The organism is Mogibacterium kristiansenii, assembly GCF_029224645.1.
Lineage (GTDB): Bacteria > Bacillota > Clostridia > Peptostreptococcales > Anaerovoracaceae > Mogibacterium_A > Mogibacterium_A kristiansenii.
Genome location: NZ_JAQXUZ010000021.1, coordinates 98,851 through 124,085, shown reverse-complemented (window position 1 = coordinate 124,085; position 25,235 = coordinate 98,851). Strand labels below are relative to the sequence as shown.

Below are 25,235 nucleotides of genomic sequence, written 5' to 3'. Positions count from 1 at the left end.
TAAATGTCAATACCGGAAAGGAAATAATTATGTCAAAATTATTGGATCCCCGGCAGGCGCTGCAGGTTTTGGACCTGCTGGACCGCGCCTATCCGGAAGCGGGCTGCGCGCTCCATTTTGAAAACCACTTTGAACTGCTGTGTGCGGTGATGCTTTCCGCCCAGACTACAGATGTCAGCGTGAATCGGATTACCCCGGAACTGTTTCGACGGTATCCGGATGCTTTTGCCATGGCAAAGGCCGAACCGGCTTCCTTGGAAGAAATCATTCATTCCATTGGCCTTTACAAAAACAAAAGCCGGAATCTGATCAACATGTCCCGGCAGCTGGCGGAGGAGTTCGGAGGCGAAGTTCCGGGAGATTTCACCGCTTTGACCGGTTTGGCCGGAGTAGGACGGAAGACCGCAAATGTTGTCCTGGCGGAAGGCTTCGGGGTACCGAAAATTGCGGTGGATACCCACGTGTTCCGTGTTTCCAACCGTATCGGTCTGGCGAATTCGGACAAAGTGTTGGAAACGGAGAAGCAGCTGATGCAGATTCTTCCGGAAGAACGGTGGACCCGAGGACATCACCTTTTGATTTTTCACGGACGGAATTGCTGCCGTGCCCGAAAGCCGGATTGTGCCCACTGTCCGGTAAAAGAAATCTGTCGCAGTTCATTAACGGTTGAAAAATAATTACAAAACTGTTAATATATGGTTGGAATTGACTTTTGTAAGGGAGTATCTATGTATCACGTTGTTCTGGTTGAACCGGAAATACCTCAAAACACCGGAAATATTGCAAGGACTTGCGCAGCCACAAATACCCGGTTGCATTTGGTCCGTCCTTTGGGATTTAACATCGATGACAAATCCGTACGGCGGGCGGGACTGGATTACTGGCAGTATGTGGATTTGGAAGTTCACGATAGTCTGGAAGCATTTATTCGGGATTATGGGGATTATCGCTGGTTCCTGGCAACGACACACGGTGGAAAGAAGTACACCGATGTGGAATACAAGGATGGTGATATGATTCTTTTCGGAAGAGAGACGAGGGGTCTTCCAAAGGACTTCATTCAGGAACACCGCGAAGGAGCGGTACGGATTCCCATGAGTGAGCAGACTCGTCTGCGGTCCCTGAATCTGTCAAATTCCGTGAACATCATTTTATTTGAAGCTCTGCGGCAAAATGGTTTCCCCGGACTTCAATAATTGGTGAATTATAAAATGTTTTATTGCAGAAAGGCAATGCAAGGAGGAAAAAATGGTTAGAGTTGGAATCAGTGGCTTTGGAAGAATCTCTCGTGTCGTAATGAGAGCAGCGATGGACATGGAGGATGTGGAAATTGCCGGAATCAACTGGAGAAATTCGGATCTGGACTACATCGTATACATGCTGAAGTATGATTCTACATTTGGCAGATTTCCGGGAACTGTTGAGAAGTATGACAAGGGAATCATGGTTAACGGAAAGAAGATTCCGGTATTCATGGAAGGCGATGCACACGATATTCCGTGGGGAGATTGTGGTGCAGAATATATCATGGAAGGAACCGGTGCGTACAACACCACCGAGAAGGCACAGGCTCACTTGGATGCCGGTGCAAAGAAGGTTATCATCTCCGCTCCGGCAAAGGATAAGGAGACCCCAACCTTCGTATATGGCGTAAACCACGAAGGGTACAAGCCGGAATACAACGTGGTATCCAACGCATCCTGCACAACAAACTGCCTGGCACCGCTGTGCAAGGTAATCAACGACAACTGGGGCATCGATCAGGGCCTGATGTCCACCATTCATGCGGCAACCGCAAAGCAGAAGGTAGTAGATGCTCGTTCCATGAAGGACTGGCGTACCGGCAGAAGCGTATTCGGCAACGTAATTCCGTCTTCCACCGGCGCCGCAAAGGCTGTTGGTCTGGTAATTCCGGAACTGCAGGGCAAGATGACCGGTATTTCTTACCGTGTACCGACTTCTGACGTTTCCGTTATCGACCTGAACGTAATGCTGAAGAAGCCGACCAGCTATGAAGAAATTTGTAAGAAGGTGAAGGAAGCTTCTGAGACAACCATGAAGGGCGTTCTGGAATATGTAGATGACGAAGTGGTTTCCGGCGATTTCATCGGCGATGCACACACATCCATCTTCGATTCCAGAGAAGGTATCGAGCTGAACGATCGTTTCTTCAAACTGATTGCATTCTACGATAACGAGTACGGTTACAGTGCAAAGATTCTGGAGCTGATTCGTCATATGTATCAGGTAGATCACAAGTAAAAAAATATGAATGATGAAGCCGCGCTGTTTTCGGCGCGGTTTCTGAATGTTATTCCTTGTACAACAGAAAGAAAGGTGTACTATGAAAAAAACTGTCAGAGACATTCAGTGGGCGGGAAAAACAGCGGTAATGCGTTGTGATTTCAACGTTCCGATGAAGGATGGCGTTATCACGGACGATACGAGAATCGTGGCCGCGCTGCCGACCATCCGTTACCTACACGAGAATGGCGCAAAAATCGTTCTCATGTCCCACATGGGAAGACCGAAGGGGGAACCGAAGCCGGAATTCTCTCTGGAACTGGTATGCAAGAAGCTGTCCGAGTACCTGAATCTGGAGGTTCACTTTGTTGCCTCCGACCGCGTAGTAGATGAGGACGTGAAGGATCGGGTGCGCAACTTGAAGGCGGGAGATATCGCCCTTCTTCAGAACGTTCGTTTCAGAAATGAAGAGACGAAGAACGATCCGGAATTCTCCAAGGAACTGTCGGAGTTGGGCGATGTATTCGTTCAGGAAGCGTTCGGTACAGCTCACCGTGCACACGCATCCACAACCGGAATTGCATCCTATATCCCGGCGGTATCCGGCTTCCTGATTGAGAAGGAGCTGCAGTTCCTGGGACAGGCAGTCAACAATCCGGAAAGACCGTTCGCCGCAATCATGGGCGGAGCAAAGGTTGGCGATAAGATTCCGGTAATTACCAATCTGCTGAACAAGGTGGACATCCTGATTATCGGTGGCGGAATGGTATATACATTCCTGAAGGCTCAGGGCTATTCCATCGGAACATCCCTGTTGGACGAAGAAGGTCTGGCACTGGTTCCGGAAATTCTGAAGAAAGCCGAAGAAAACAACGTTCAGTTGCTTCTTCCGGTGGATACCGTTGCAGCGGACAAGTTTGCAGAAGATGCGGCTTACGATTGCTATGATGCAGATCGGATTCCGGAAGACCGTATGGGTCTGGACATCGGGCCGAAGACCATTGAGCTCTTTACCGATGCACTGAAGACCGCAAAGACCATCGTATGGAACGGACCGATGGGCGTATTCGAAATGGCACCGTTTGCAGTGGGTACAAAAGCAATTGCGAAATGCCTGGCAGATTCCGACGCAACCACCATTATCGGTGGCGGAGATTCGGCCGCTGCGGTTCAGCAGTTCGGATATGGAGATTCCATGACACATATTTCCACCGGTGGTGGTGCCAGCCTGGAATTCCTGGAGGGCAAAGAACTTCCGGGTATTGCCATTCTGGATGAGAAATAGGATAGGAGATTGCAAAGAATGAAAAGATTTTTAATTGCGGGAAACTGGAAAATGAACAAAACCACTGCGCAGGCCGTTCATTACGTACATGAGCTGAAGGCGCAGAAGCTGACCAATCCGGAATCGGTGGCAATTATTGCACCGTTTACCCAGCTGGAAGCGTTGAAGAAGGAGCTGGAAGGAACCGGAATTTCCTTGGGTGCGCAGAACGTTCACTATGAGCATTCCGGTGCGTTTACCGGAGAGATTTCCGTGGACATGCTGAAGGAAATCGGTGTGGATTATTGCGTCGTTGGGCACTCTGAAAGAAGAGAATACTTTAACGAGACGGATGAAACGGTGAACCGTAAATTAAAGGTTCTTTTGGAAGAGGGCATCACCCCGATTCTTTGCGTCGGAGAGTCCCTGGAAGTTCGGGAGAAGAAGCAGGAGCAGGCATTCGTATGCGGACAGCTGGGTGAAGCATTTGCCGGAATTCCGCAGGAGTATGCGGAGAAGGTGGTTATCGCTTATGAGCCGATCTGGGCCATTGGTACCGGACACACTGCGACACCGGAGCAGGCAGAAGAGATGTGTGCATTCATTCGCGGAATGATGCAGGGATTGTATGACATGTCCATCGGAGATAAGCTCATCATTCAGTACGGCGGAAGCATGAAGCCGGGCAATGCGAAAGAGCTTCTGGAGAAAACCGACATCAACGGCGGCCTGATTGGCGGAGCCAGCCTGAAGGTAAAGGATTTCGCAGAAATCGCAAAGACCGCAGCCGAACTGGCAGAATAATTTAAAGAATATTAGTAAAAAAAGTTCGAGCCATTCACAAGTGAATGGTTCGAACTTTTTCTTATGAAGACCTTTATTCGCAGATTTTATTGAATGTATCCCGCAATGCGGTCTCCGGTTTCCACAGTTCCGGAAATGGCATCGCCGGTTCCGGCAATATCCGCGGTGCGGAATCCATCGGCCAGGAAACGGCGAACCGCATCTTCCACCGCATCCGCTTCCTCGCTGAGATTAAAGGTGTATCTCAGCATCATGGCAGCAGACAGGATGGTGGCAATCGGATTGGCTTTATCGGTGCCGGCGATATCCGGTGCCGAGCCGTGAACCGGCTCGTACATTCCGAAGTTTCCGTCGGCCAGGCTGGCGGATGGCAGCATACCGATGGAACCGGTAATCTGGCTGGCTTCATCGGAAAGAATATCCCCGAACATGTTGCTGGTAACGATCACATCGAAGTGTTTCGGATCGCGGATCAGCTGCATGGCGGCATTGTCCACGTACATGTTGTCCAGCTCAACATCGCCGTAGTCACTGCTCATTTCACCCACGATTTTTCTCCAAAGGCGAGAACTGTCCAGCACGTTGGCTTTATCCACGCTGGTTACCCGGCCGTTTCTCTTGGATGCCATTTCAAAGGCTGTCCGGGCAATTCGCTGAATCTCATAATCCGAATACTTCTCCACATCGTAGGCGGTGACAGAGCCGTCTTCGCCGCTCACCGTCACGTGCTCTCCGAAGTAAATTCCGCCGGTGAGTTCTCGAACAATCAGGATATCCAATCCGCCATCCAGGATGGATGGCTTTAATGGGGACGCATCTGCCAGTTCTTGGAAAATCATGGCCGGTCTCAGATTGGCATAGAGCCCAAGGGCCTTTCGCAATCCCAGAAGGGCGCGCTCCGGACGCTGTGGGCCGGGTACATGGTCCCACTTCGGGCCTCCTACGGCACCCAGAAGAACGGCATCGCTGTTTTTGCACGCTTCCACGGTGGCTTCCGGAAGGCACTCGCCGTATTCATCGATGGCGGCACCTCCGGCCAGAACGGTGGTGTAATCGAATTGATGATTGTATTTTTGGCCGATGGCATTCAGCACTTTGATGGCTTCACCCACGACCTCCGGGCCGATTCCGTCACCCGGTACTACTGCGATATTATATTTCAAGTATTTGCCCCCTGCTTACATGAATTTCTTTTCCTTGTTCATACGATTGATGGCGCTGACCAGTGCGTTTACCGTGGCCAGAATGATGTCCGGCTGAGTTCCGACACCCCAGTACTTCTTTCCGGTTTCATCGGCGATGCACACGTAGGATGCCGCTTTGGATTTGGATCCGACGGTGAGAGCATTCTCTGCGTAAGTGATGAAATCGTACTGAATATCGTATTTTGTTTTTGTCAGAGCATCCCGGATGGCGTCCAGACGACCGTTGCCTTCTCCATCCAGATGGAATACTTCTCCGTGAATCACGGCGCGTACCTTTACGTTGTACAGATTTTCTTCCTTAGTAGAAGAGTAGTGGTTGAAGGTAGCATCTGTAATGTCCAGCGGGGAGAAGTCGTTGATGTATTCTGCGGCAAAGTAGTCCAGAATCTCCTGCGGGGAGAGCTCCTCATGATGCTTGTCGGAAATATCCTTCATCATATAGCCCACCTCGGAACGCATATCCTTCGGCAGATCGAAACCGAAGTTCTGTTTCAGAATGTATGCCACGCCGCCCTTGCCGGACTGACTGTTAATCCGAATGACATCGCCGTCGTATCTTCTGCCCACATCGTGGGGATCGATCGGCAAGTACGGAACCGTCCACCGGTGGAGGTTCTTTTCCTTTCTCCAGTTCATTCCCTTGGAAATCGCATCCTGGTGGGAGCCGGAGAATGCGGCGAATACCAGCTCGCCGGCATACGGCTGTCTCGGGCCCACGGTCATGCCGGTGAATTCTTCGTAGGCTTCCACGATGGCCGGCATGTTGGAGAAGTCCAGGCCGGTTTCCACGCCGTGGGTGTACATGTTCATGGCGATGGTGATGATGTCCGCATTTCCGGTTCTCTCACCGTTTCCGAAGAGGGTGCCTTCAATTCGGTCCGCACCGGCCAAAATACCCAGCTCCGCATCGGCCACGCCGGTGCCTCGGTCGTTGTGAGGGTGGAGGGAGATACGCACGCCGTCCCTATTATGGATGTTCTTGTGCATGTATTCTACCTGATTCGCGTAGATGTGCGGCAAGGACATTTCTACGGTTGCCGGAAGGTTCAGAATCATCGGATGGTCCGGTGTCGGATTCCAGATGTCGATTACGGCGTTGCTCACTTCCAGTGCGTATTCCGGCTCGGTTCCGGTAAAGCTTTCCGGAGAGTATTCAAAGACGAAGTTGGTGCCCGGATACTTGGCCGCATACTCGTTCATGAGCTTGGCGCCGTCGATGGCAATCTGCTTAATCTCTTCCTTTGATTTTCGGAAAACCTGTTCCCGCTGAGCCACGGAAGTGGAGTTATACAGGTGTACCACCGCATTCTTCGCCCCCTGAAGTGCGGCAAATGTCTTGTCGATGATATGGGCACGGGACTGGGTCAGCACCTGTACGGTAACATCATCCGGAATCATGTCCTTTTCAATCAATGTGCGGAGGAATTCAAACTCGGTCTCCGATGCTGCCGGAAATCCCACTTCGATTTCTTTAAAGCCGATGTCCACCAGAACTTTAAAGAATGCCAGCTTTTCTTCCAATGACATGGGAACCACCAGCGCCTGATTGCCGTCTCGGAGATCCACGCTGCACCAGTAGGGTGCTTTTTCGATATGATCCTTCTTTACCCAGTCGTAGGTCGTTTCCGGTGGGTTATAGTAACCCGGCTGATACTTTTTTGCATTTTCCATTTCAAATTCCTCCTAATAATGTAATCTCCCGATGAACAGTTCCATAAAAAAATCCCTTCGCTGTTCACCGTAACCGATGAAACGAAGAGACGAAATAATCCGCGGGACCACTCTTCTTGGCCGCGCCGTAATGAGGCAGCCCACTTGTAGAATGTCAGCTCAGGGGTGAGACACCTAACCGATCCTGCATCCTCACACCACCCGGATGCTCTCTGAAAGTCTCTGTGAAAGGTTTATTCCCGTCAACGCTAATGCATATTCAGTTCTCGTACAGAATACATTATAATTTGTGAAAAGTCAACTAAAAATATTCAGAAGTTTAAAAAATAATACATAACTTGTATCAATACACAAATTTGTGTTGACAATTTATATTCGGTAACTATAATTAAATTATTCAACTGCAAAATTTGACGTAAGAAAGGGTGATATCTATGAAATTGACGGGATCTCAGATTGTGGCTGAAGTGCTGCTGGATCACGGAGTAGACACGATTTTCGGATATCCGGGCGGGACAGCGCTGAATATTTACGATGAACTGTACAAATACAGCGATCGAATCAAGCACGTTCTCACGGCGCATGAGCAAGGGGCATGCCATGCGGCGGACGGATACGCCAGAGCCACCGGAAAAGTCGGGGTGGTAATGTCTACCAGCGGACCGGGAGCGACGAATCTGGTAACGGGAATTGCTACGGCATGTCTGGACAGCGTTCCGCTGCTGGCCATCACGTCCAACGTGCCGGATTCATTAATCGGTAAGGACGCATTCCAGGAAATCGACATTGCCGGTGTAACTATGCCGATTACGAAACATAATTTTTTCGTGAATCGAATCGAAGACCTGGCGGACACGCTGCGGGAGGCATTTGTCATCGCCCGGAGCGGGCGGCCGGGACCGGTTCTGGTGGACATCACAAAGGATGTGACGGCGACCACCTATGAGTACGAGAACAAGAGACCGCTTCCGCTTCGTCCGGATCCGGAGATTCGGAAGGACGACATCCGGGCGGCGGTGAAGATGATCAATGCCGCAGAGAAGCCGGTGATGTATGTGGGCGGCGGCGTGATGCAGTCCTGTGCCTGTGAATTGGTTCAGGAACTGGCGCGAAAAGCCAACATTCCGGTGGTCAATACGCTGATGGCAACAGGCGTAATGGATACCGAGGAGGACCTCTGCCTGGGCATGGTGGGAATGCACGGTTCCGTCGCCGCCAATCGGGCGATTCAGCACGCAGATCTGATTATTGCACTGGGTGCCCGCTTCAGCGACCGCGTGGCGCAGGATACCAAAACCTGGGGCCACAGTGCCCGCATCCTTCAGGTGGATATCGACAACAGTGAGATCAATAAAAATGTCATGATTGACAAATCGGTCATCGCTAACGTTCACGAATTTCTGGAGAAGGCCATTCCTTTTGTGGAGAAGGCGGATCATTCCGAATGGAGGGAGCGGACGGTTTCCTGGAAGAAGAAAGCACCGTACGTAAAGGCGACCGACTGTCCGCTTCATCCGAAGGATATCATGACCACCATTTCCGAATTCGTAAATGACGATGCGTATTTCGTAACAGATGTGGGACAGCACCAGATGTGGGCGGCGCAGTATCTTCACCATCGGAAACCGCACCGGTTTATCACCAGCGGCGGACTGGGTACCATGGGCTTCGGATACGGTGCGGCTATCGGCACTCAGATGGCCCATCCGGATCATCAGGTGGTACATATTACGGGGGATGCCTCCTTTCAGATGAACCTGAACGAGGTGGTTACCGCGGAGACGCAGCACCTGCCGATTATCACGGTGATTCTGAATAATTCCGTACTGGGTATGGTATACCAGTGGCAGACCATTTTCTACGACCGGCGATATTCCAACACCACGCCGCATCGGAAAGTGAACTATGTGAAGGTGGCGGAAGGGTTCAGCATTAAGGGATTCCGGGCAACCACGCCGGAAGAGTTCCAAGATGCATTCTGCCAAGCGCTTCAGGAAGACGGTCCGGTATGGATTGAATGCGTTATTTCTCAGGATGAGCGCGTGCTGCCGATGATTCCGGGCGGCAAGAGCGTGGATGATATGATTGTAGGATAGGAGGGCGTCATGTATAAGCCATTGAAACAAGAAATCGTCAGCGTCCTCGTTCAGAACCAGGCCAACGTTCTGACCCGCGTCATCAGCATGTTCGGCCGAAGAGGATTCAATATTGACTCACTAACCGTATCTCCAACCAACAATCCGAAGCTGTCTCGGATTACCATCATGTTCAGTGCGACGGAGCAGTCCATGCAGCAGATTATCACTCAGACGGAAAAGCTGGAAGTGGTGGAAGAGGTCATTGTCCTCAGCCGGGAAAACAGTTTGTACCGCGAACTCGTATTGATGCGAATTCAGTGCGAGCCGGAACAGCGCAGTTCCGTAAAGGAAATCGTGGATATTTTCAGAGGTAAGATTATCGACCTCTCTAAGCACAGTCTGGTAATCGAATTAACCGGAACTCCATCGAAAATTAACGGTTTCATGGAAGTGATGGAGGAGTATAATATCACTGACGTATGCCGTACCGGAATTACCGGCATCGAAGGTCTGAATCGCGGAGAAGACGACTCGGCACAGAAGAAATAACGTAAAGGAGTATTGGAGAATGACGAAAATAAGCGATAACGTCACAAAAGGAGTGGAGAAGGCCCCGATGCGGAGCCTTTTCTATGCGATGGGATATACCAAGGAAGAACTGGAGCGCCCGCTGATCGGCGTGGTTTCCGCTCACAGCGAAATCGTTCCGGGACATATTCATCTGGATAAGATTACGGAGGCGGTAAAAGCAGGTGTTCGTATGGCGGGAGGAACCCCGATTATGGTTCCGGCCATCGGCGTGTGCGACGGCATCGCCATGGGGCATGAGGGGATGAAATACTCTCTGCCGAGCCGTGAACTCATTGCGGATAGCGTGGAGACCATGGCCAAGGCCCACCAGTTCGATGGACTGGTCCTGGTTCCGAACTGCGACAAAATCGTGCCGGGAATGGTAATGGGCGCGTGCCGCATCAACATTCCATCCATCGTTTGTTCCGGCGGACCAATGATGAGCGGCCTGGTGAACGGCGAAGAAACCTCTCTCTCCAAGATGTTCGAGGCGGTAGGTTCCCGCAAAGCCGGTCTGATTGATGAACAAGGGCTCTGCGAGTTCGAGGAAAACGTGTGTCCGGGCTGCGGTTCCTGCTCCGGCATGTACACCGCCAACAGCATGAACTGCCTGTGCGAGGCCATCGGCATCGGACTCCCGGGCAACGGAACCGTTCCGGCGGTAACCGGAAAGAGAGTAATGCTGGCAAAGCGCGCCGGTATGGCTATCATGGATTTGGTCGAAAAGAACATCTGCCCGAGAGATATCATCAATGAAAAATCCGTTCGGAATGCATTGACCTGTGATATGGCGCTGGGATGTTCCTCCAATACGGTGCTTCACCTTCTGGCAATCGCCAATGAAGCGGGCGTAAAGGTGGATTTGAACATGTTCAATGAAGTCAGCTCCGTTACGCCGAACCTTTGCCATTTGGCACCTGCCGGCGGCACTCATATGCACGATTTGAACAATGCCGGCGGCATTCAAGCCGTGCTGGCGGAACTAAACAAAAAGAACCTGATCGATACCACCGCCATCTGCGCCAACGGGCACACGGTAGCGGAGAATATCGACGGAAAGCGGATTCTGAACAACAACGCAATTCGAAGCATCGATAACCCGTACAGCGAAACCGGCGGATTGGCCATCCTCTTTGGAAATGTGGCTCCGGAAGGCGCTGTAGTAAAAAGAAGTGCGGTCGCACCGGAGATGCTGAAGCATACCGGTCCGGCTCGCGTATTCGACAGCGAAGATGAAGCGATTCAAGCTATTTACAACGGTGATATTCACGACGGAGATGTGGTGGTCATTCGCTACGAAGGACCGAAAGGCGGCCCGGGCATGAGAGAAATGCTGAATCCGACCAGCGCGTTGGCCGGAATGAAGCTGGACAAAACCGTCGCCCTGATTACGGACGGACGTTTCAGCGGCGCCAGCAGAGGTGCCTCCATCGGACACGTGTGCCCGGAAGCGGCAGCCGGCGGAAACATCGGTCTGATTCAGGAAGGGGATATCATCGAAATCGATATTCCGGAGTATCGAATTAACGTGCAGTTAAGCGATGAGGAATTGGAAGCGAGAAGAGCTGCATGGAGTGCCCCGGCACCGAAGGTTACAAGCGGCTGGCTGGCAAGATATGCGAAACTGGTAGGTCCTTCGTCGAAGGGCGCAATCATGGAATTGTAGGAGGATGGCATGCTAGAACTAAAGGATTTTGAACAAGCAACGGAAATTGTCCAGAAGGTTGTTCGTCCCACCAACCTGGTATACAGCGATTACTTTTCGGAAATGTGCGGTAACAAAGTATATCTGAAGCCGGAAAATATGCAGCTTACCGGCGCATATAAGATTCGCGGTGCGTATTACAAGATCAGCACATTGAGCGATGAAGAGAGAAGTCGAGGCCTGGTAGCGGCATCTGCCGGAAACCACGCCCAGGGGGTGGCATATGCGGCAAAAGCCTTTGGATGCAAAGCCACCATTGTTATGCCAACCACCACACCGCTGATTAAGGTCAACCGCACCGAAAGTTATGGAGCGACCGTTGTTCTGTACGGCAATGTATATGATGAGGCGGCTGCCTATGCGAAGAAGTTGGCGGAAGAAGAGGGCATGACCTTTATCCATCCGTTTGATGATTTTACCGTGGCTACCGGACAGGGAACCATTGCCATGGAAATTATCAAGGAACTCCCGCTGGTGGATGCCATCCTGATTCCGGTGGGCGGCGGCGGACTTGCTACCGGCGTGTCCACTCTGGCAAAGCTGCTGAAACCAAATGTTCAGATTATTGCCGTAGAACCGGCCGGTGCCAACTCCCTTCAGCGGTCTCTGGAGGCCGGAGAAGTTCGCACCATGGAACACATCCAAACCATTGCGGACGGCACGGCGGTAAAAACGCCGGGTGAAAGCATTTTCCCGTATCTGCAGAAGAACGTGGACCGGGTAATCACCGTAGAGGACGATGAACTGGTAGTGGCATTTCTGGATATGGTGGAAAATCACAAGATGGTCGTGGAGAATTCCGGACTTCTTACCGTTGCGGCACTGAAGCACCTGGATTTCAAAGAAAAGAAGGTGGTATCCATTCTGAGCGGCGGAAATACGGATATCATTACCATCTCCAACATCATTCAGAACGGTCTGATTATGCGGGATCGTATTTTTACCGTATCGGTCATGCTGCCGGATAAGCCGGGCGAGCTGGTTCGCGTAGCGCAGACCATTGCGGACGCGCAGGGCAACGTGGTCAAGCTGGAGCACAATCAGTTCGTCAGCGTGGACCGAAACCACAAGGTGGAACTGAAGGTGACCATCGAGGCCTTCGGAACGGAGCATAAACAGAAAATCATCAACGCATTAAAGGCCCACGGCTTTGATGAAACGGTAGAAACGGGCATCATGATGTAATGCTTTTATAGCAATTAGAATGACGAGATAAGATACTTCAAAAGGCGAACCTTCGGGAACGCCTTTTGAATTGCTTTTTCACTTTGTACTGAATTAAAAACATTATTGAAAAATAACAATAAATTTCCATTTTATTTATTTCCACAAACAAATATTGCGGTGCGAATTATTATCAAAAACAAGTAATAGCGGCTGTAAACCTTGAAATATCAACATATGGATAATCTTATTGTTGACAAGCGTTCAATATAATGTTAGTATACATGAGTAATTTTTTAGCTAGTACATAGTGTTGAAGGGGGGGTGAATATGCATACCGTGCTTATGGCGATTCTTTTAGTTGTAAGTGTGCTGATGATTATTGCGATTCTTCTGCAGTCCAGCAACAGCTCCGGTCTGTCCGGTTCGATTGCAGGCGGTGCAGAGCAGCTGTTCGGAAAGAGAAAGAGCAGAGGATATGATTCCATTCTGGCACGAATTACCGTTGTGTTGGCAGTGGTTTATATCGTTGCAGCTTTGGCAATTGTTACATTGTTCAACTAGTTGACTGCGGTTTCTCGCACTTTTTAACATGATAGACATATTATGAGGCACTTTTAAAAGTGCCTCATAATATTGTTAAATATTATTACTATAAATTGTTTTTTAAGGAGGTTTGAGGCTACATGAATTTATGGATTGCTCCTGTCTGCGCCTTGGTGGGCCTGCTTGTTGCTTTTTGCCTGACATCTTGGGTAAGCAAAGCGGACGCCGGCAACGACAGAATGAAAGAAATAGCCGGATTTATTCACGAGGGTGCAATGGCATTCCTCAAGAGAGAATACAAGACCATGGTTGTGGTTATTGCGGTTCTCTTCGTTGTTATCGGATTCTGCATTAACTGGATATCCGCAGTGCTGTACGTAGTTGGTGCGCTGCTGTCCGTACTGGCAGGATTCTTCGGTATGAACGTTGCGACAAAAGGAAATGTTCGTACTGCAAACGCTGCGATGACTCACGGTATGCCGCGTGCGCTTCAGATTGCGTTCCGCTCCGGTGCCGTAATGGGTCTCTGCGTATCCGGACTGGGTCTCCTGGGACTGGGTGTCGTATTCGTTGTTCTGGACATGGCAACTATCCAGCAGTGTGTAACCAGTTTCGGACTGGGTGCTTCCTCCATGGCGCTGTTCGGCCGTGTGGGCGGTGGTATCTATACCAAAGCTGCAGACGTTGGTGCGGACCTGGTTGGTAAGGTAGAAGCCGGTATCCCGGAAGACGATCCGAGAAACCCTGCGGTTATTGCCGACAACGTAGGTGATAACGTAGGTGACGTTGCCGGAATGGGTTCCGACCTGTTTGAATCCTATGTTGGATCCATCATCTCTGCCGTTACTTTGGCTGCTGTTGCCGTAAATGAGTCCGGTGAGATGTCCATCTTCAACGAAACAACTGCTGCGCTGTTCCCGTTGCTGATTGCCGCAATCGGTCTGATTGCATCCGTACTGGGAATCCTGGCAGTACGCGGCGGCGACAACGTGAACCCGGCAAAGGCTCTGAACATGGGAACCTATGTCAGCGGTATTATCGTAATTATCTCTTCCGTATTCCTCAGCAAGAATATGCTGGGATCTCTGAACTATGCATGGGCAATTATCGCCGGTCTGCTGGTTGGTATTATCATCGGTCAGCTCACTGAAATTTATACTTCTGATGCACACAAGTTCGTTAAGAGCATTGCAGAACAGTCTCAGACCGGTTCTGCTACCACCATCATTTCCGGACTGTCCGTTGGTATGATGTCCACCATTTGGCCGATTCTGTTCATTGCTGTCGGCATCATTGTAGCATACAACTTTGCCGGCCTGTACGGTATTGCACTGGCTGCCGTAGGTATGCTGTCCACTACCGGAATGACCGTTGCAGTTGATGCATACGGTCCGGTTTCCGACAACGCCGGCGGTATCGCTGAGATGTCCGAACTTCCGGAAGATGTACGTCATATCACCGATACACTGGATTCCGTTGGAAATACCACCGCTGCAATCGGTAAAGGATTCGCAATCGGTTCCGCTGCGCTCACCGCACTGGCACTGTTTGCTTCCTTCGCAACCACCGCGAAACTGCAGCAGATCAGCTTGCTGGATCCGATGGTAATCGTTGGTCTGTTCATCGGTGCAATGCTGCCATTCGCATTCTCTGCAATGACCATGAGCTCCGTCGGTAAGGCTGCAAACCAGATGATCGAAGAAGTTAGAAGACAGTTCCGTGAGGACAAGGGAATCATGGAAGGAACTTCCAAGCCGAATTATGCGCGTTGCGTAGATATCTCCACTTCCGCAGCACTTCACGAGATGATTGCTCCGGGAATCCTGGCAATCGTCGCACCGGTTGCAATCGGACTGCTTCTGGGAACCGAATCCCTGGGCGGACTGCTGGCAGGTGCTCTGGCTTCCGGCGTACTCCTGGCTATCATGATGGCCAATGCCGGTGGTGCATGGGATAACGCAAAGAAGTACATCGAAAGCGGTGTATACGGCGGAAAGGGAAGTGAAAGCCACAAGGCGGCTGTCGTTGGTGATACGGTCGGCGATCCGTTCAAGGATACCTCCGGTCCGTCCATCAACATCCTGATCAAGCTGATGACCATCGTATCCCTGGTGTTCGCACCGCTGTTCGTACAGTACGGTGGAATCCTGTTCAAATAAGAATTGTTTTTATTTGAGTAATACGTATATAGGCCGGTGCATTTTGGCGTGCACCGGCTGTTTTTATTGAGATAAATTGTTGATTTGAACAATTTTTAATGATAAAATACTACGGTAATTATATTAAGCAGACTACAAGGAGGGATTAAGTCATGCTAGAGAGATTAGAATCAATTAAAGAACTGGGTCTGAAGAAGATCAAAGAGACCGAAACTCTGGATCAGCTTCAGGAAGTTCGCCGGGAACTGACCGGAAAGAAGGGGGAACTGACGGCCGTACTGAAGAGCCTGGGCTCTCTGGAACCGGAAATGAGAAAAACCGTTGGAATGAGAGCGAATGAGATTAAGAATCACTTCGCTGAGAAAATTCAAGAAAGAGAAGATGAGATCGTTGAGAACCAGAGTGCACTTGACGAAGAAATCGATTTGACTTTACCTGGAAACGCTGTTAGCCAGGGTGCACTCCATCCGATTACGCAGATGCAGTATGACTTGAACGATGCCTTTCTCTCCTTGGGCTTTGAAATATTTAGTGAAGATGATATCAGCAGCGAATTGTTCGCCTTTGATAATCTGAATTTCCCACCGGACCATCCGGCAAGACAGTCTATGGATACCTATTGGATTGAGGGTACCGAGGACAAACAGGGGGCGGAGAGACTTTGCCTCCGTCCACACCTCACCGGCGGTTCCGTTCGTTATCTGAGGGAACACGGCGCACCGGCACGTTTCGTATATCCGGGTCGTGTATACCGTAACGAGAATACGGATGCCCGTCACGAGAGAGCGTTCTATCAATATGAGGCGCTGATTGTGGACAAGGATTTGTCCTTCTCCTCCGGCAAGGTAATGATTCAGGCTCTGCTGGAGAAGGTATTCGGACGCAAGGTGAATGTTCGTATGAGAGAAGGATTCTTCCCATTTACCGAACCGGGATATGAAATTGACATGGAATGCCAGGTGTGCCACGGCAAGGGCTGCCGCGTCTGCAATCAGAACGGCTGGATTGAAGTGGCTCCGGGCGGTGTCATCAACCCGAACGTTGTCCGTGCAGCCGGCCTGGATCCGGACGTATACACCGGATTCTACACCAACATCGGACTGGACCGTTTTGTTATGATGAGATATGGTATCGATGATGTTCGTTTCTTCCACAGCACCGATCTCAGATTCTTTGAGCAGTTCAAGTAGTAAAGGGAGGAAATTAGCATGAAAGTATCATTAAATTGGGTAAAAAAATATGTCGATTTGCCGGAAGATTTGACGCCGAAGCAGATTTCTTTCGACTTAACCATGAGAACCGTAGAAGTAGAGGATGTCATTGACACTTCTGAGAAGTTCCACGATATCGTTGTGGGTAAAATTCTGGAAGTAAAAGAACATCCGAATGCCGACCAGCTCCGGGTATGCATTGTGGAATGCGGCGAGGACGAGCCGAAGCAGATTGTCTGCGGTGGTTCCAACCTGTACGAAGGGGAGATGGTGGTTGTCTCTAAGCCGGGTGCGGAAGTATTCTGGCATGGCGAAGATTCTTTGGTAAAAATCAAGGAATCCAAACTGAGAGGCGTTCCTTCCTACGGAATGATTTGTGGTGCGACGGAAGTGTATCTGGAATCCTACTTCCCGCTGGAAGATGAGCACATGATTGTCGACCTCAGCGACGTAGATTGCGAAGTGGGCCAGAACGTTTCCGAAATCATCGGCATGAACGACGTTGTTTTCGATATCGATAACAAATCCCTTACCAACCGTCCGGACCTGTGGGGTCATTACGGCATCGCAAGAGAACTGGCGGCCATTTACAAATGCCCGCTGAAGCCGCTGCCGGAAGCCGAATTGCCGAAAGACCTGCCGGAATACCGCATTGATGTGGAATCCCCGGAAAAGTGCCCGAGATATGCGGCCTTGGAGATTGAAAACGTATGTGAGAAACCGGCGCCAATCTGGATGCAGACTGCACTCTTGAATGCCGGCATGCGCCCAATCAATGCGATCGTGGATATCACCAACTACATCATGCTGTCCGTGGGACAGCCGACACACGGTTTCGACCGCACTCACGTAGACGGTTCCCATATTATCGTTCGAAATGCGAAGAAGGATGAGAAGCTGACTCTGCTGGATCACGCACTGCTGGATCTTACCGAAGAGGACCTGGTCATCTGCGATGAGCACGATCCGATGGCTCTGGCGGGAATTCGTGGCGGCATCAAGGATTCCATTCTGCCGGAAACCACCGGTGTGGTAATCGAGGTAGCTACTTTTACTGCGGGAACGATTCGCCAGACCGGAAAGCGTTTTGACGAAAAAACCGATGCCTCCATCCGTTACGAGAAGGGACTGGATACTCAGCGTGTGGATCAGGGTATTGCAATGGCCGCTAAGCTGTTCCGCGAGATTTTCCCGGAAAGCAAAATCGTTGCCTTCGGCGATGTGGATCCGACTCCGACTACAAGAAACGAAATTGACGTCACTCAGGAGTTCCTGGACGTACGTCTGGGTAAAGCACTTCCGTCGGAAGAGATTCTGGACATCCTCACGCGTTTGGGCTATGATGTTACCCTGACCGACGGCACCTATCACTGCGTGGTTCCGACCTATCGTTCCACCGGCGACGTCAGCGTCAAGGACGACGTACTGGGAGACATTGCCAGAGTTTACTGCTACGAGAACTTCGAAATGAAGCCTCTGCCGGTGAACTTCGAGCATGCGGTTCGTCAGCCGAAGGAACAGTTGGACAGAAAAATCCGTGAGTACCTGGCATTCCGCTGCGGTTTCAACGAGATTTTCACCTATCCTTGGATTGATGAAAAGTATATTCAGGCGGCAAAGATTGACACATCGGAAGCCATTCGACTGGCAACTCCGCCGGCACCGGAACTGGCCATTCTGCGTCAGTCTCTGATTCCGGGCATGCTGGAAGCGGCGGTAAAGAACCTGAGATACTACGATGAATTCAGAGTGTTCGAAATGGCACAGACATTCCACAAGGGTGAATATCACGAATCCTGCGAAGAGGAAATCCTGCCGGTTCACAAGAAACTGCTCTCCGGAATTATTGTGGGAAGAGATGCGAAGAAGGACTTCTTTGACGTGAAGGGTGTTCTGGAATCCATGTCCCGCTTCTGCCACATGGAGGATCTCACCTTCAAGCAGAAAGAAAAGCCATCCTGGGCAGACGACAAGGTGTATCTGAACGTATTCCACAAGGGTAAGAACATCGGTTCTTTGGGACTGGTATCCGTTCAGGCCATGAACGCGGCCGGAATCAGCAGAACTCAGGTCGCATTCTTCGAACTGAACTTCGATGAAATGATTCCGCTGAACTCCAGAACCAACGAGTTCCACCATCTGCCGCAGTATCCGCTGGTAGAACAGGATCTGTCCATTCTGGTAGATGAGTCCGTTAAGTGGCATGATGTATCGGAAGCGATTCGTCACATGGTGAAGAAGTACGAATTCATCGAAGAGTACCGCGGAAAGCAGATTCCGGAAGGAAAGAAGTCCCTGGTATTCCGCGTATGGATTGGTAACGATGACAGCACCATGACCTCCAAGCAGATTGACAAGAAGATGGCGGCAGTCATGAAGTCTCTGCAGAAGAAGTGCGGTGCCGCTCTTCGAGAGGAATAGTACGCACGGACGATTCTCAGCTTTAAGTTCCTGAGAGATTTCGTAAAAATAAAATCGGATAATCATAGCGATGATGCTACGGTTATCCGATTTTTGAATTGAAATTCAGATATTGAAACTGCAAACGTTACCGGTCGGCGGAGCGAACAATCAGCAGAGTTCCTTCCCGGACGCAAATCTCCACCGTGTCTTCACTGAATTCGTTGCTTACTCCTAGGGTGGATGCCCGCTCCAGAGATGCTCCAGTCAATTCGTATTTGGCACCGCGGATATCGATTCCGGAAGCCTCTGCATTCAAGGAGACGAGGCCGAAATACTTATACCGCGCATCTCGCTTCAACGTGCGGCCGGAATCCTTCAGCAGTTCCATTCTGTTTTTGCCGTCGATGAATTCCATGTGGTCGAAGGAACTGTAGTATTTGTCCAGAAGGCCGATATTTCCCATTGTGTGATCCAGCCGACCGCCCATGCCGCCCAAGAGGATTACGTTTCGGCAGCCTTTTTCCAGAGCGTGGGTCAGCGCCGCCTCTGTATCGGTAAGGTCTTTCTCCGCCGGGTAGGTGATGTAGAGACAGTCGAAATCTTCGTTCAGGGTAGTGGAGTCGAAATCGCCGATGACGCAGTCCGGCTGCAGTACGAATTCCCGAGCTCGGTTCTGACCTCCATCCGCCGCGATGATGTAATCCGCCGATTCCGCCAGTTCCTGAGCCATATCCGGGGTGACACATTCCATGTAAGATAATAGGATCAAGCAGGTATTTTGCATGATGTTCTCCTTTTCGCTTTTACTTGATATTTTATATCATTTATTATAAAATATCCGATAGTCTATTTGCAAATGAAAGGAATTGAAATGAGCGAAGAACAGAAACATTCTTATTTCAGAATTCGAACGAATCCCATGCGAATTCGTCAGGCCGCTTCCATGAACCTGAACGGCTACTGGTGGATTTATTTTATCGGGATTTTCGTATATTACTTTTTTTCGGATATATTAATTAATGTCGTCAGCCGGTACTTCCCATCGGGATACATGGTCATTCCCATGTCCAACCTGCCGGAGGAAATTCAGAAGTCCGTGGCCATGCCACAGATCCCCGTGGTGTTGTTTTTCTACGTGCTTCTGATGAGCGGTGCCTTTGAACTTGGACGGGCGGTATATTCCCTGTCTGCACTGCGGAATCGGTTAGTGATTCCGCGATTGGTATTCGAAGGATTTTCCGTGTACTTCCGGGCAACCGCAATCTGCGTCATTCGTTATTTGCTGACCGCCCTGGGATTCATGTGCTTCTTTTTCCCGGGAATCGTGGTGAATTACGCCTACAGTCAGGCATACTATCTTCTGGCAGAAGATGAGAAGCGGAGCGTGATCGAGTGCCTGCGGGAAAGCCGCCGGATGATGGTGGGGAACAAGCTCACCCTGTTCCGACTGGACCTGACTTACTTCTTTCTGGTTTTCGCCAGCTACCTGCCGTCCTATATTTTGGTGGGCAACGGAACGGTCAGCGTGGACGGAATCAACGGGATGTTGACTTTCTACCTGCTGCAGATTCCGTACTTCATGGCCATGAGCAGCTTCTGCATGGGCCGAACGGTATTCTACGAACTCCTTCGGTTCGGCAGCTTCAAGAATTTCAAATACAGAGGGGAAGACTTCTTCCGCGAGATCGGATCGCTTTAGAATATTTCCTAAAAAGAACTATCGCATATATGAGTAAACGAGCCCGATTAATGTTCGGACTCGTTTTTGATTTCCGTAATGCATCTTTGGATATCTTCCGGCAGCTTGGATTGAATTTCCAAAGGCTCATGGCTCATGGGATGGAGGAATTTCAGATAACAGGAGTGAAGCGCCTGCCGCTGAATATGAGGATCTTCCCCGCCGTACAGCTGATCGCCGGCAATGGGGTGCCCGATGTGGGACAGGTGTACCCGAATCTGATGGGTCCTTCCCGTGTGAAGCGTCAACTCCACCAGGGTATAGCGGTCTCCGAAGTGTTCCAGGACCTGTACATCCGTTACCGCATCCTTTCCGCCTTCCGCCATGACGCTGCGTTGCACCTGATCCTCGAACGGACGGCCAATAGGAAGGTCGATGGTAAAGAATTCTTCTTTTATATCTCCCAATACGACCGCCCGATATTTCTTCACCGTGGTCTGATTCCGCATCTGGTGGGAAATATCGTTCTGCGAGTTGGCGTTCTTTGCGACAATAACGATTCCGCTGGTATCCATATCCAGGCGATTGGCAAAGCGAATCTTGAAGGATTGATCCGTATCGTGCATGTATTTCATGATGCCGTTGGCCAATGTGTGGCTGGGATGTCCCTTGGTGGGGTGCACCGTTACGCCCGGCTGCTTGTCGATAATCAGGATATCTTCATCCTCATACAAGGGAGAAACGGGGATATCTTCCATGGGAAAATCGCTGGTTTCCTCCGGAAGGCGAACCACAATTTCATCTCCCGCCTTAGGTCTTAAATATCCGGGAGACTGCTCTCCGTTCAGATCCACCAGCTTCTGAAACTTAATCTTGGTCTTGAAGCGGCTGGAAAATTTAAAATTGCGGCGAAGAATTTGATTAATGGTCAAATCCTCCCGTTCTTCTTCCTCGGTTACCCTATGACTGTAATTTGACATATTTTTATTCCTATATAATTCCTTTGATGTTATAGAAGTTTGCTCTTCAGCTTCGTCCAATAGTTGTAATCGTGGAACCGAACCAGATGAAGGCCGGCGCCGGAACGATTGATGGTGATTTTCTGCACCTCTTCGTAGAGGTAGTCGAAGCCGTCCACGATGATTTCCAACGTGTCGCCGCAGCTCCGCTTAATCGGCGTCATACGCATGGTCATGTTGGCCGGATAGAGGATGCTGGAACGAAAGCATCGGTAAGCATTGGTGTTGGACGGTGCGATTGGGGTGATCTGCAGCGCATCCAGCTGCGGAGGAATGATGGCACCGCCCAAAGCATAGTTGTAGGCGGTGGATCCCATGGAGGTGGAAACCAGCAGCCCGTCTCCGTAGAATTCCTGTACCAGGGAACCGTCGATTTCGATGCCCAGGTGGGTGAGGTGGGTGTGAGGACCTCGAATGACGATTTCGTTCACGCCCCGAAGCTGATAGGTTCCGTTCACCGTGTCGATGATTGCATCGATGGGCCAGATACTCTGCAGGGTGTATTCCTGTTTCTCGTAGGAATCCAGGAAGCCGGAAATATCCTCCGGCAGAATTTCCTGGAAGAATCCCAGATGCCCCGTATTGATGCCGATAATCGGGCTGGTTGGGAAATCGCAGGCGTGTACCAACCGCAGAAAGGTCCCGTCTCCGCCGATGCAGGTAATCAGCCCCACGGTTTCATCGTAGGAATCCACGATGGTGTAGCCACGCTTCGTCACCTCATCGGTGAACTGCTGACGCGCCTCGTAGGATTTCGGTACATCATTTTGATAGATGTATATTTTCTTTCGATCCAGTTTTTTCATCCCATTTTCTCCTTTTTACTGAGTACTTTTCTTAGATTTCCCGAATCAGTTCATCCACCAACCGGGCGAAGGTGTCCAGTGCGCTTCTCACCGGTTCTTCCGTGCTCATATCCACGCCCGCAATCTTCAGCAAATCGATTGGATCCATGGAATCCCCCAAGGTGAGGAACTTCCGATAGTCCGCAACTGCCGGTGCCCCTTCCGTGAGAATCCGGTTCGCCAGTGCATTGGCTGCGGAATATCCGGTGGCGTATTGGAACACGTAGAAAGAGCGGAAGAAGTGGGGAATCCGGGACCATTCGTATTGGATGAATTCGTCGGAATCCATATCCGGTCCGAAGTATTCTTGGTTCAGCTTCTCATAGGTGCTGTCCAAAAGCTCTGCTGTCAGCGGTTCGCCGGCTTCTGCCATCTGATGCGCTTTCCACTCAAATTCCGCGAACATCGTCTGGCGGAACAGGGTGGACTTATACTCGTCAATATAGAAATTGATGAGGTATTTCCGCATCTCCGGGGAATCCGTATTCTGCAGCAGATAGTGGATGAGCAGCGTTTCGTTCACCGTGCTGGCCACTTCCGCCGTAAAAATAGAATGCTCGCCGTAGATATACGGCTGCGTCTTCCGGGTATACCAGGAGTGCATGGAGTGTCCGCCTTCGTGCACCAAGGTAAAGATATCCTTCAAAGTGCCTTTGAAATTCATAAGGATGTACGGATCGCTGTCATATACTCCGAAGCTGTAAGCACCGGAAGTCTTTCCCTTGTTCTCCATAATGTCCACCCAGCGCTCTTCCAGAATTCCGGTTCGCAGGGTGGAGACGTAATCTTCTCCCAGAGGCTTCAGTGCTTCGCAAGCGATGTCCACTGCCTCTTCAAAGGTGTAATGTTTCTCCGGAAGGGAGACCAGCGGCGTGTACACATCATACATGTGGAGCGAATCCAGCTTCAGCGCCTTCTTTCGAGCCGCCACGTACCGGTGCATTGCCGGAAGCGCCTCGTGCACGGCGTGAATCAGATTGTGATACACGCTTTCCGGGATGTTCTCCGGAGAGAGGGCGGCCGACAGGGCGGAAGAGTAGTTCCGCAATCCGGACAGTATCACATCTTTTTTTACGTTGTAATTATAGAGCGTAGAAATCGTGTTGTTGTATTCCCGATATCGGCGGTACAGGGTCTCAAAGGCAGCCTTCCGAACCGACGGATTCTCCGATTCCATCAGGGTGATAAAGTTGCCGTGGGTCAACGGAATTTCGTTTCCGCCGGCATCCATTACGGTACCGAAAGTCATATCCGCATCCGTCAGCATGGAGTAGGCTTCATCCGGTGCATCCAATGCTTCGCTCAGGGAGGAAATAATTCGCTCCTCTGCCGCAGAAAGGGTGTGAGGCTTGCCTCGGAGAATGGTCTCCAGCATATATCGATACAGTTTCAGCTCATCATTGGCTTCAACGAACTCTTCAATGCGGCCCTCCGGTGCGGAGAGAATCTCCGGAATGATGAAAGCCGTTTTCGAAGACAGCTGCGCCAATACCGACATAGCTTTGTTATTCATGCCGGTGTATTTGGAGTTTCCGTTGTCTTCATCATGCTTCATTCTGGAATAGACGAATGCGTATTCCGCTTTCCGTGTGGCAGCCGCATACAGATTCAGCCCATGCAGAAGCTGCTCCGGGGATTCCGTCAGGTGACCCTGAAGCTCTGCAATGGCGTTTGCCGCTTCCAAAGCTTCTTTCAGATCGGATTCCCACTTGGACTCATCCGGATACATCTTTTCAATATTCCATTTATAGGAAGGGGCAATATCCTCCCGATTTTTAATTTCCTGATTCATAGTAAATCCTTTCGTATGTGTATAGTGAAATCCCTCGGGATATCTAGTTCAGTATATCATTTTTCCCGGGAAAAATTAATAGAAAATAAGAGAGAGGAAGACGGTATGTCATCTCATGCATTATGAAGATCCCGTGAAGTGTTGTGCATTTTCGGAAATTCAGACCCAATCTGCATAACGTTTCACACCAACTTCACAATCCGACCCAGCGGCCACTCTAATTTCTGCCTTTTTCAATGCTGCACGGCGTCTGCGTTCCGATCATCGCAAGCGTTACTTCCTAGGTAAAGTTTGCGGATCTGCAAATATCAATTTTACCGGTAAAGGATTCATGAAAATGCTTGCAAAAAATGGAAAAATGAATAGCCATATATTAAAATTAGAAGATAAGCTTCCTATGTAAGATATGCCGGAGGAATCATGAAGGAGCGAAAGAAATGACAGACGCAGAAAGACTAGAAAAATGGTACGAAGAGCAGAATTTTCTACCGGGGGTAAAGAGCATTTTCAAGAACGTTTATGATAATTATTATGTACAAGACCATGAAGAACCAGTTTTCCACGGAATCCCAGCAGTCTACAAGGTTGTAGGAGATAATTTCATATATGTTCACGGAAAAGAAAAAGAGCATGTTTTATGGGTGTATGCAGGTTCACCCGAGCCAGTTAAGCCGGAAGATGTACCAGAGTTCTTAAATTAGACCAGCGAACGAAAGGAGCGGAACGATGGCGAAAGATGGAATAATAATTCCCTATAAAAAAGCCCTGCACACGCAGGGCATGGCGGAGAGAGGGGGATTTGAACCCCCGCACGGGAATTACCCGCCTGCTGGTATTCGAAGCCAGTCCCTTCAGCCTCTTGGGTACCTCTCCATAT

General features: G+C 50.2%; 21 protein-coding genes and 1 tRNA gene. 15 read left to right on the top strand and 7 right to left on the bottom strand.

All coding sequences use genetic code 11. The features are described from left to right. The first annotated feature begins 29 nt into the window (after positions 1–29). The 5 genes from nth to tpiA all read left to right on the top strand — a co-directional run bounded on the left by nth (position 30) and on the right by tpiA (position 4,312). Positions 30–677, top strand: a complete 648-nt coding sequence (gene nth, locus PUE40_RS06480; RefSeq protein ID WP_154553633.1) for an endonuclease III — start codon at positions 30–32, stop codon at positions 675–677. A gap of 51 nt (positions 678–728) precedes the next feature. Continuing rightward, entirely contained in the window at positions 729–1,196 is a 468-nt protein-coding gene (gene trmL / locus PUE40_RS06475) for a tRNA (uridine(34)/cytosine(34)/5-carboxymethylaminomethyluridine(34)-2'-O)-methyltransferase TrmL (RefSeq protein WP_154553632.1), read from the top strand. 52 nt (positions 1,197–1,248) lie between these two features. Further along, positions 1,249–2,262, top strand: coding sequence for a type I glyceraldehyde-3-phosphate dehydrogenase (gap, locus tag PUE40_RS06470; protein WP_277672254.1), 1,014 nt, complete (start codon positions 1,249–1,251; stop codon positions 2,260–2,262). Between the two features lie 82 nt (positions 2,263–2,344). Beyond that, the gene (locus PUE40_RS06465; protein ID WP_277672253.1) at positions 2,345–3,529 is read left to right on the top strand and encodes a phosphoglycerate kinase; all 1,185 of its coding nucleotides are present in this window, start codon (positions 2,345–2,347) and stop codon (positions 3,527–3,529) included. 18 nt (positions 3,530–3,547) lie between these two features. Next, a complete protein-coding gene (tpiA, locus tag PUE40_RS06460) occupies positions 3,548–4,312 on the top strand; it encodes a triose-phosphate isomerase (protein ID WP_154553629.1) in 765 nt (254 codons plus the stop codon). Between the two features lie 86 nt (positions 4,313–4,398). On the opposite strand, the gene leuB is transcribed toward tpiA, so the two are convergent. Further along, on the bottom strand, positions 4,399–5,475 hold the full coding sequence (gene leuB, locus PUE40_RS06455) for a 3-isopropylmalate dehydrogenase (protein WP_277672252.1): 1,077 nt from the start codon (positions 5,473–5,475) through the stop codon (positions 4,399–4,401). Positions 5,476–5,490: 15 nt separating this feature from the next. Continuing rightward, positions 5,491–7,188: a 2-isopropylmalate synthase gene (locus tag PUE40_RS06450; RefSeq protein ID WP_277672251.1), complete on the bottom strand. Its 1,698-nt coding sequence runs from the start codon at positions 7,186–7,188 to the stop codon at positions 5,491–5,493. A gap of 434 nt (positions 7,189–7,622) precedes the next feature. Here PUE40_RS06450 and ilvB point away from each other — a divergent pair, with 434 nt between their 5' ends. The 8 genes from ilvB to pheT all read left to right on the top strand — a co-directional run bounded on the left by ilvB (position 7,623) and on the right by pheT (position 19,042). Further along, positions 7,623–9,284 carry a biosynthetic-type acetolactate synthase large subunit gene (gene ilvB / locus PUE40_RS06445; RefSeq protein WP_277672250.1) on the top strand — a complete coding sequence of 554 codons (1,662 nt, stop codon included), beginning with the start codon at positions 7,623–7,625 and terminating at the stop codon, positions 9,282–9,284. A 9-nt stretch (positions 9,285–9,293) separates the two neighbouring features. After that, positions 9,294–9,815 (top strand): acetolactate synthase small subunit, encoded by a 522-nt coding sequence (gene ilvN, locus PUE40_RS06440; protein ID WP_277672249.1) that lies wholly within the window; start codon positions 9,294–9,296, stop codon positions 9,813–9,815. Positions 9,816–9,834: 19 nt separating this feature from the next. Further along, entirely contained in the window at positions 9,835–11,502 is a 1,668-nt protein-coding gene (gene ilvD / locus PUE40_RS06435) for a dihydroxy-acid dehydratase (RefSeq protein WP_277672248.1), read from the top strand. 9 nt (positions 11,503–11,511) lie between these two features. Then, a complete protein-coding gene (gene ilvA, locus PUE40_RS06430; RefSeq protein WP_154553622.1) occupies positions 11,512–12,726 on the top strand; it encodes a threonine ammonia-lyase in 1,215 nt (404 codons plus the stop codon). A 309-nt stretch (positions 12,727–13,035) separates the two neighbouring features. After that, the gene (gene secG, locus PUE40_RS06425) at positions 13,036–13,269 is read left to right on the top strand and encodes a preprotein translocase subunit SecG (RefSeq protein ID WP_154553621.1); all 234 of its coding nucleotides are present in this window, start codon (positions 13,036–13,038) and stop codon (positions 13,267–13,269) included. 122 nt (positions 13,270–13,391) lie between these two features. Beyond that, positions 13,392–15,410 carry a sodium-translocating pyrophosphatase gene (locus PUE40_RS06420; RefSeq protein ID WP_277672247.1) on the top strand — a complete coding sequence of 673 codons (2,019 nt, stop codon included), beginning with the start codon at positions 13,392–13,394 and terminating at the stop codon, positions 15,408–15,410. 152 nt (positions 15,411–15,562) lie between these two features. Beyond that, positions 15,563–16,600: a phenylalanine--tRNA ligase subunit alpha gene (pheS, locus tag PUE40_RS06415; protein WP_154553619.1), complete on the top strand. Its 1,038-nt coding sequence runs from the start codon at positions 15,563–15,565 to the stop codon at positions 16,598–16,600. Between the two features lie 18 nt (positions 16,601–16,618). Beyond that, positions 16,619–19,042, top strand: coding sequence for a phenylalanine--tRNA ligase subunit beta (gene pheT / locus PUE40_RS06410; protein WP_277672246.1), 2,424 nt, complete (start codon positions 16,619–16,621; stop codon positions 19,040–19,042). Between the two features lie 127 nt (positions 19,043–19,169). On the opposite strand, the gene PUE40_RS06405 is transcribed toward pheT, so the two are convergent. Beyond that, a complete protein-coding gene (locus PUE40_RS06405) occupies positions 19,170–19,808 on the bottom strand; it encodes a thiamine diphosphokinase (protein WP_154553617.1) in 639 nt (212 codons plus the stop codon). Between the two features lie 87 nt (positions 19,809–19,895). Here PUE40_RS06405 and PUE40_RS06400 point away from each other — a divergent pair, with 87 nt between their 5' ends. After that, positions 19,896–20,723, top strand: coding sequence for a DUF975 family protein (locus PUE40_RS06400; protein ID WP_277672245.1), 828 nt, complete (start codon positions 19,896–19,898; stop codon positions 20,721–20,723). Positions 20,724–20,770: 47 nt separating this feature from the next. On the opposite strand, the gene PUE40_RS06395 is transcribed toward PUE40_RS06400, so the two are convergent. From PUE40_RS06395 to pepF, 3 genes are read right to left on the bottom strand one after another with little or no spacing between them, the layout of a single operon-like run. Beyond that, on the bottom strand, positions 20,771–21,682 hold the full coding sequence (locus PUE40_RS06395; RefSeq protein WP_154553615.1) for an RluA family pseudouridine synthase: 912 nt from the start codon (positions 21,680–21,682) through the stop codon (positions 20,771–20,773). A gap of 29 nt (positions 21,683–21,711) precedes the next feature. Further along, complete coding sequence (locus PUE40_RS06390) at positions 21,712–22,527, bottom strand: NAD(+)/NADH kinase (RefSeq protein WP_154553614.1); 816 nt, start codon at positions 22,525–22,527, stop codon at positions 21,712–21,714. A gap of 31 nt (positions 22,528–22,558) precedes the next feature. Then, a complete protein-coding gene (gene pepF, locus PUE40_RS06385; protein WP_277672244.1) occupies positions 22,559–24,358 on the bottom strand; it encodes an oligoendopeptidase F in 1,800 nt (599 codons plus the stop codon). Positions 24,359–24,795: 437 nt separating this feature from the next. Between pepF and PUE40_RS06380 the strand changes: the two genes are divergently transcribed. Next, a complete protein-coding gene (locus PUE40_RS06380; RefSeq protein ID WP_277672243.1) occupies positions 24,796–25,059 on the top strand; it encodes a hypothetical protein in 264 nt (87 codons plus the stop codon). An 80-nt stretch (positions 25,060–25,139) separates the two neighbouring features. Here PUE40_RS06380 and PUE40_RS06375 read toward each other — a convergent pair. After that, positions 25,140–25,231: transfer RNA gene (locus tag PUE40_RS06375), tRNA-Ser, on the bottom strand. Positions 25,232–25,235: the final 4 nt, after the last annotated feature.

What these genes read in the sequence shown, in the direction of transcription:
- nth (WP_154553633.1), top strand. Translation starts at nt 30, where the DNA reads ATGTCAAAATTATTGGATCCCCGGCAGGCGCTGCAGGTTTTGGACCTG.
- trmL (WP_154553632.1), top strand. Translation starts at nt 729, where the DNA reads ATGTATCACGTTGTTCTGGTTGAACCGGAAATACCTCAAAACACCGGA.
- gap (WP_277672254.1), top strand. Translation starts at nt 1,249, where the DNA reads ATGGTTAGAGTTGGAATCAGTGGCTTTGGAAGAATCTCTCGTGTCGTA.
- PUE40_RS06465 (WP_277672253.1), top strand. Translation starts at nt 2,345, where the DNA reads ATGAAAAAAACTGTCAGAGACATTCAGTGGGCGGGAAAAACAGCGGTA.
- tpiA (WP_154553629.1), top strand. Translation starts at nt 3,548, where the DNA reads ATGAAAAGATTTTTAATTGCGGGAAACTGGAAAATGAACAAAACCACT.
- PUE40_RS06450 (WP_277672251.1), bottom strand. Translation starts at nt 7,188, where the DNA reads ATGGAAAATGCAAAAAAGTATCAGCCGGGTTACTATAACCCACCGGAA.
- ilvB (WP_277672250.1), top strand. Translation starts at nt 7,623, where the DNA reads ATGAAATTGACGGGATCTCAGATTGTGGCTGAAGTGCTGCTGGATCAC.
- ilvN (WP_277672249.1), top strand. Translation starts at nt 9,294, where the DNA reads ATGTATAAGCCATTGAAACAAGAAATCGTCAGCGTCCTCGTTCAGAAC.
- ilvD (WP_277672248.1), top strand. Translation starts at nt 9,835, where the DNA reads ATGACGAAAATAAGCGATAACGTCACAAAAGGAGTGGAGAAGGCCCCG.
- ilvA (WP_154553622.1), top strand. Translation starts at nt 11,512, where the DNA reads ATGCTAGAACTAAAGGATTTTGAACAAGCAACGGAAATTGTCCAGAAG.
- secG (WP_154553621.1), top strand. Translation starts at nt 13,036, where the DNA reads ATGCATACCGTGCTTATGGCGATTCTTTTAGTTGTAAGTGTGCTGATG.
- PUE40_RS06420 (WP_277672247.1), top strand. Translation starts at nt 13,392, where the DNA reads ATGAATTTATGGATTGCTCCTGTCTGCGCCTTGGTGGGCCTGCTTGTT.
- pheS (WP_154553619.1), top strand. Translation starts at nt 15,563, where the DNA reads ATGCTAGAGAGATTAGAATCAATTAAAGAACTGGGTCTGAAGAAGATC.
- pheT (WP_277672246.1), top strand. Translation starts at nt 16,619, where the DNA reads ATGAAAGTATCATTAAATTGGGTAAAAAAATATGTCGATTTGCCGGAA.
- PUE40_RS06405 (WP_154553617.1), bottom strand. Translation starts at nt 19,808, where the DNA reads ATGCAAAATACCTGCTTGATCCTATTATCTTACATGGAATGTGTCACC.
- PUE40_RS06400 (WP_277672245.1), top strand. Translation starts at nt 19,896, where the DNA reads ATGAGCGAAGAACAGAAACATTCTTATTTCAGAATTCGAACGAATCCC.
- PUE40_RS06395 (WP_154553615.1), bottom strand. Translation starts at nt 21,682, where the DNA reads ATGTCAAATTACAGTCATAGGGTAACCGAGGAAGAAGAACGGGAGGAT.
- PUE40_RS06390 (WP_154553614.1), bottom strand. Translation starts at nt 22,527, where the DNA reads ATGAAAAAACTGGATCGAAAGAAAATATACATCTATCAAAATGATGTA.
- pepF (WP_277672244.1), bottom strand. Translation starts at nt 24,358, where the DNA reads ATGAATCAGGAAATTAAAAATCGGGAGGATATTGCCCCTTCCTATAAA.
- PUE40_RS06380 (WP_277672243.1), top strand. Translation starts at nt 24,796, where the DNA reads ATGACAGACGCAGAAAGACTAGAAAAATGGTACGAAGAGCAGAATTTT.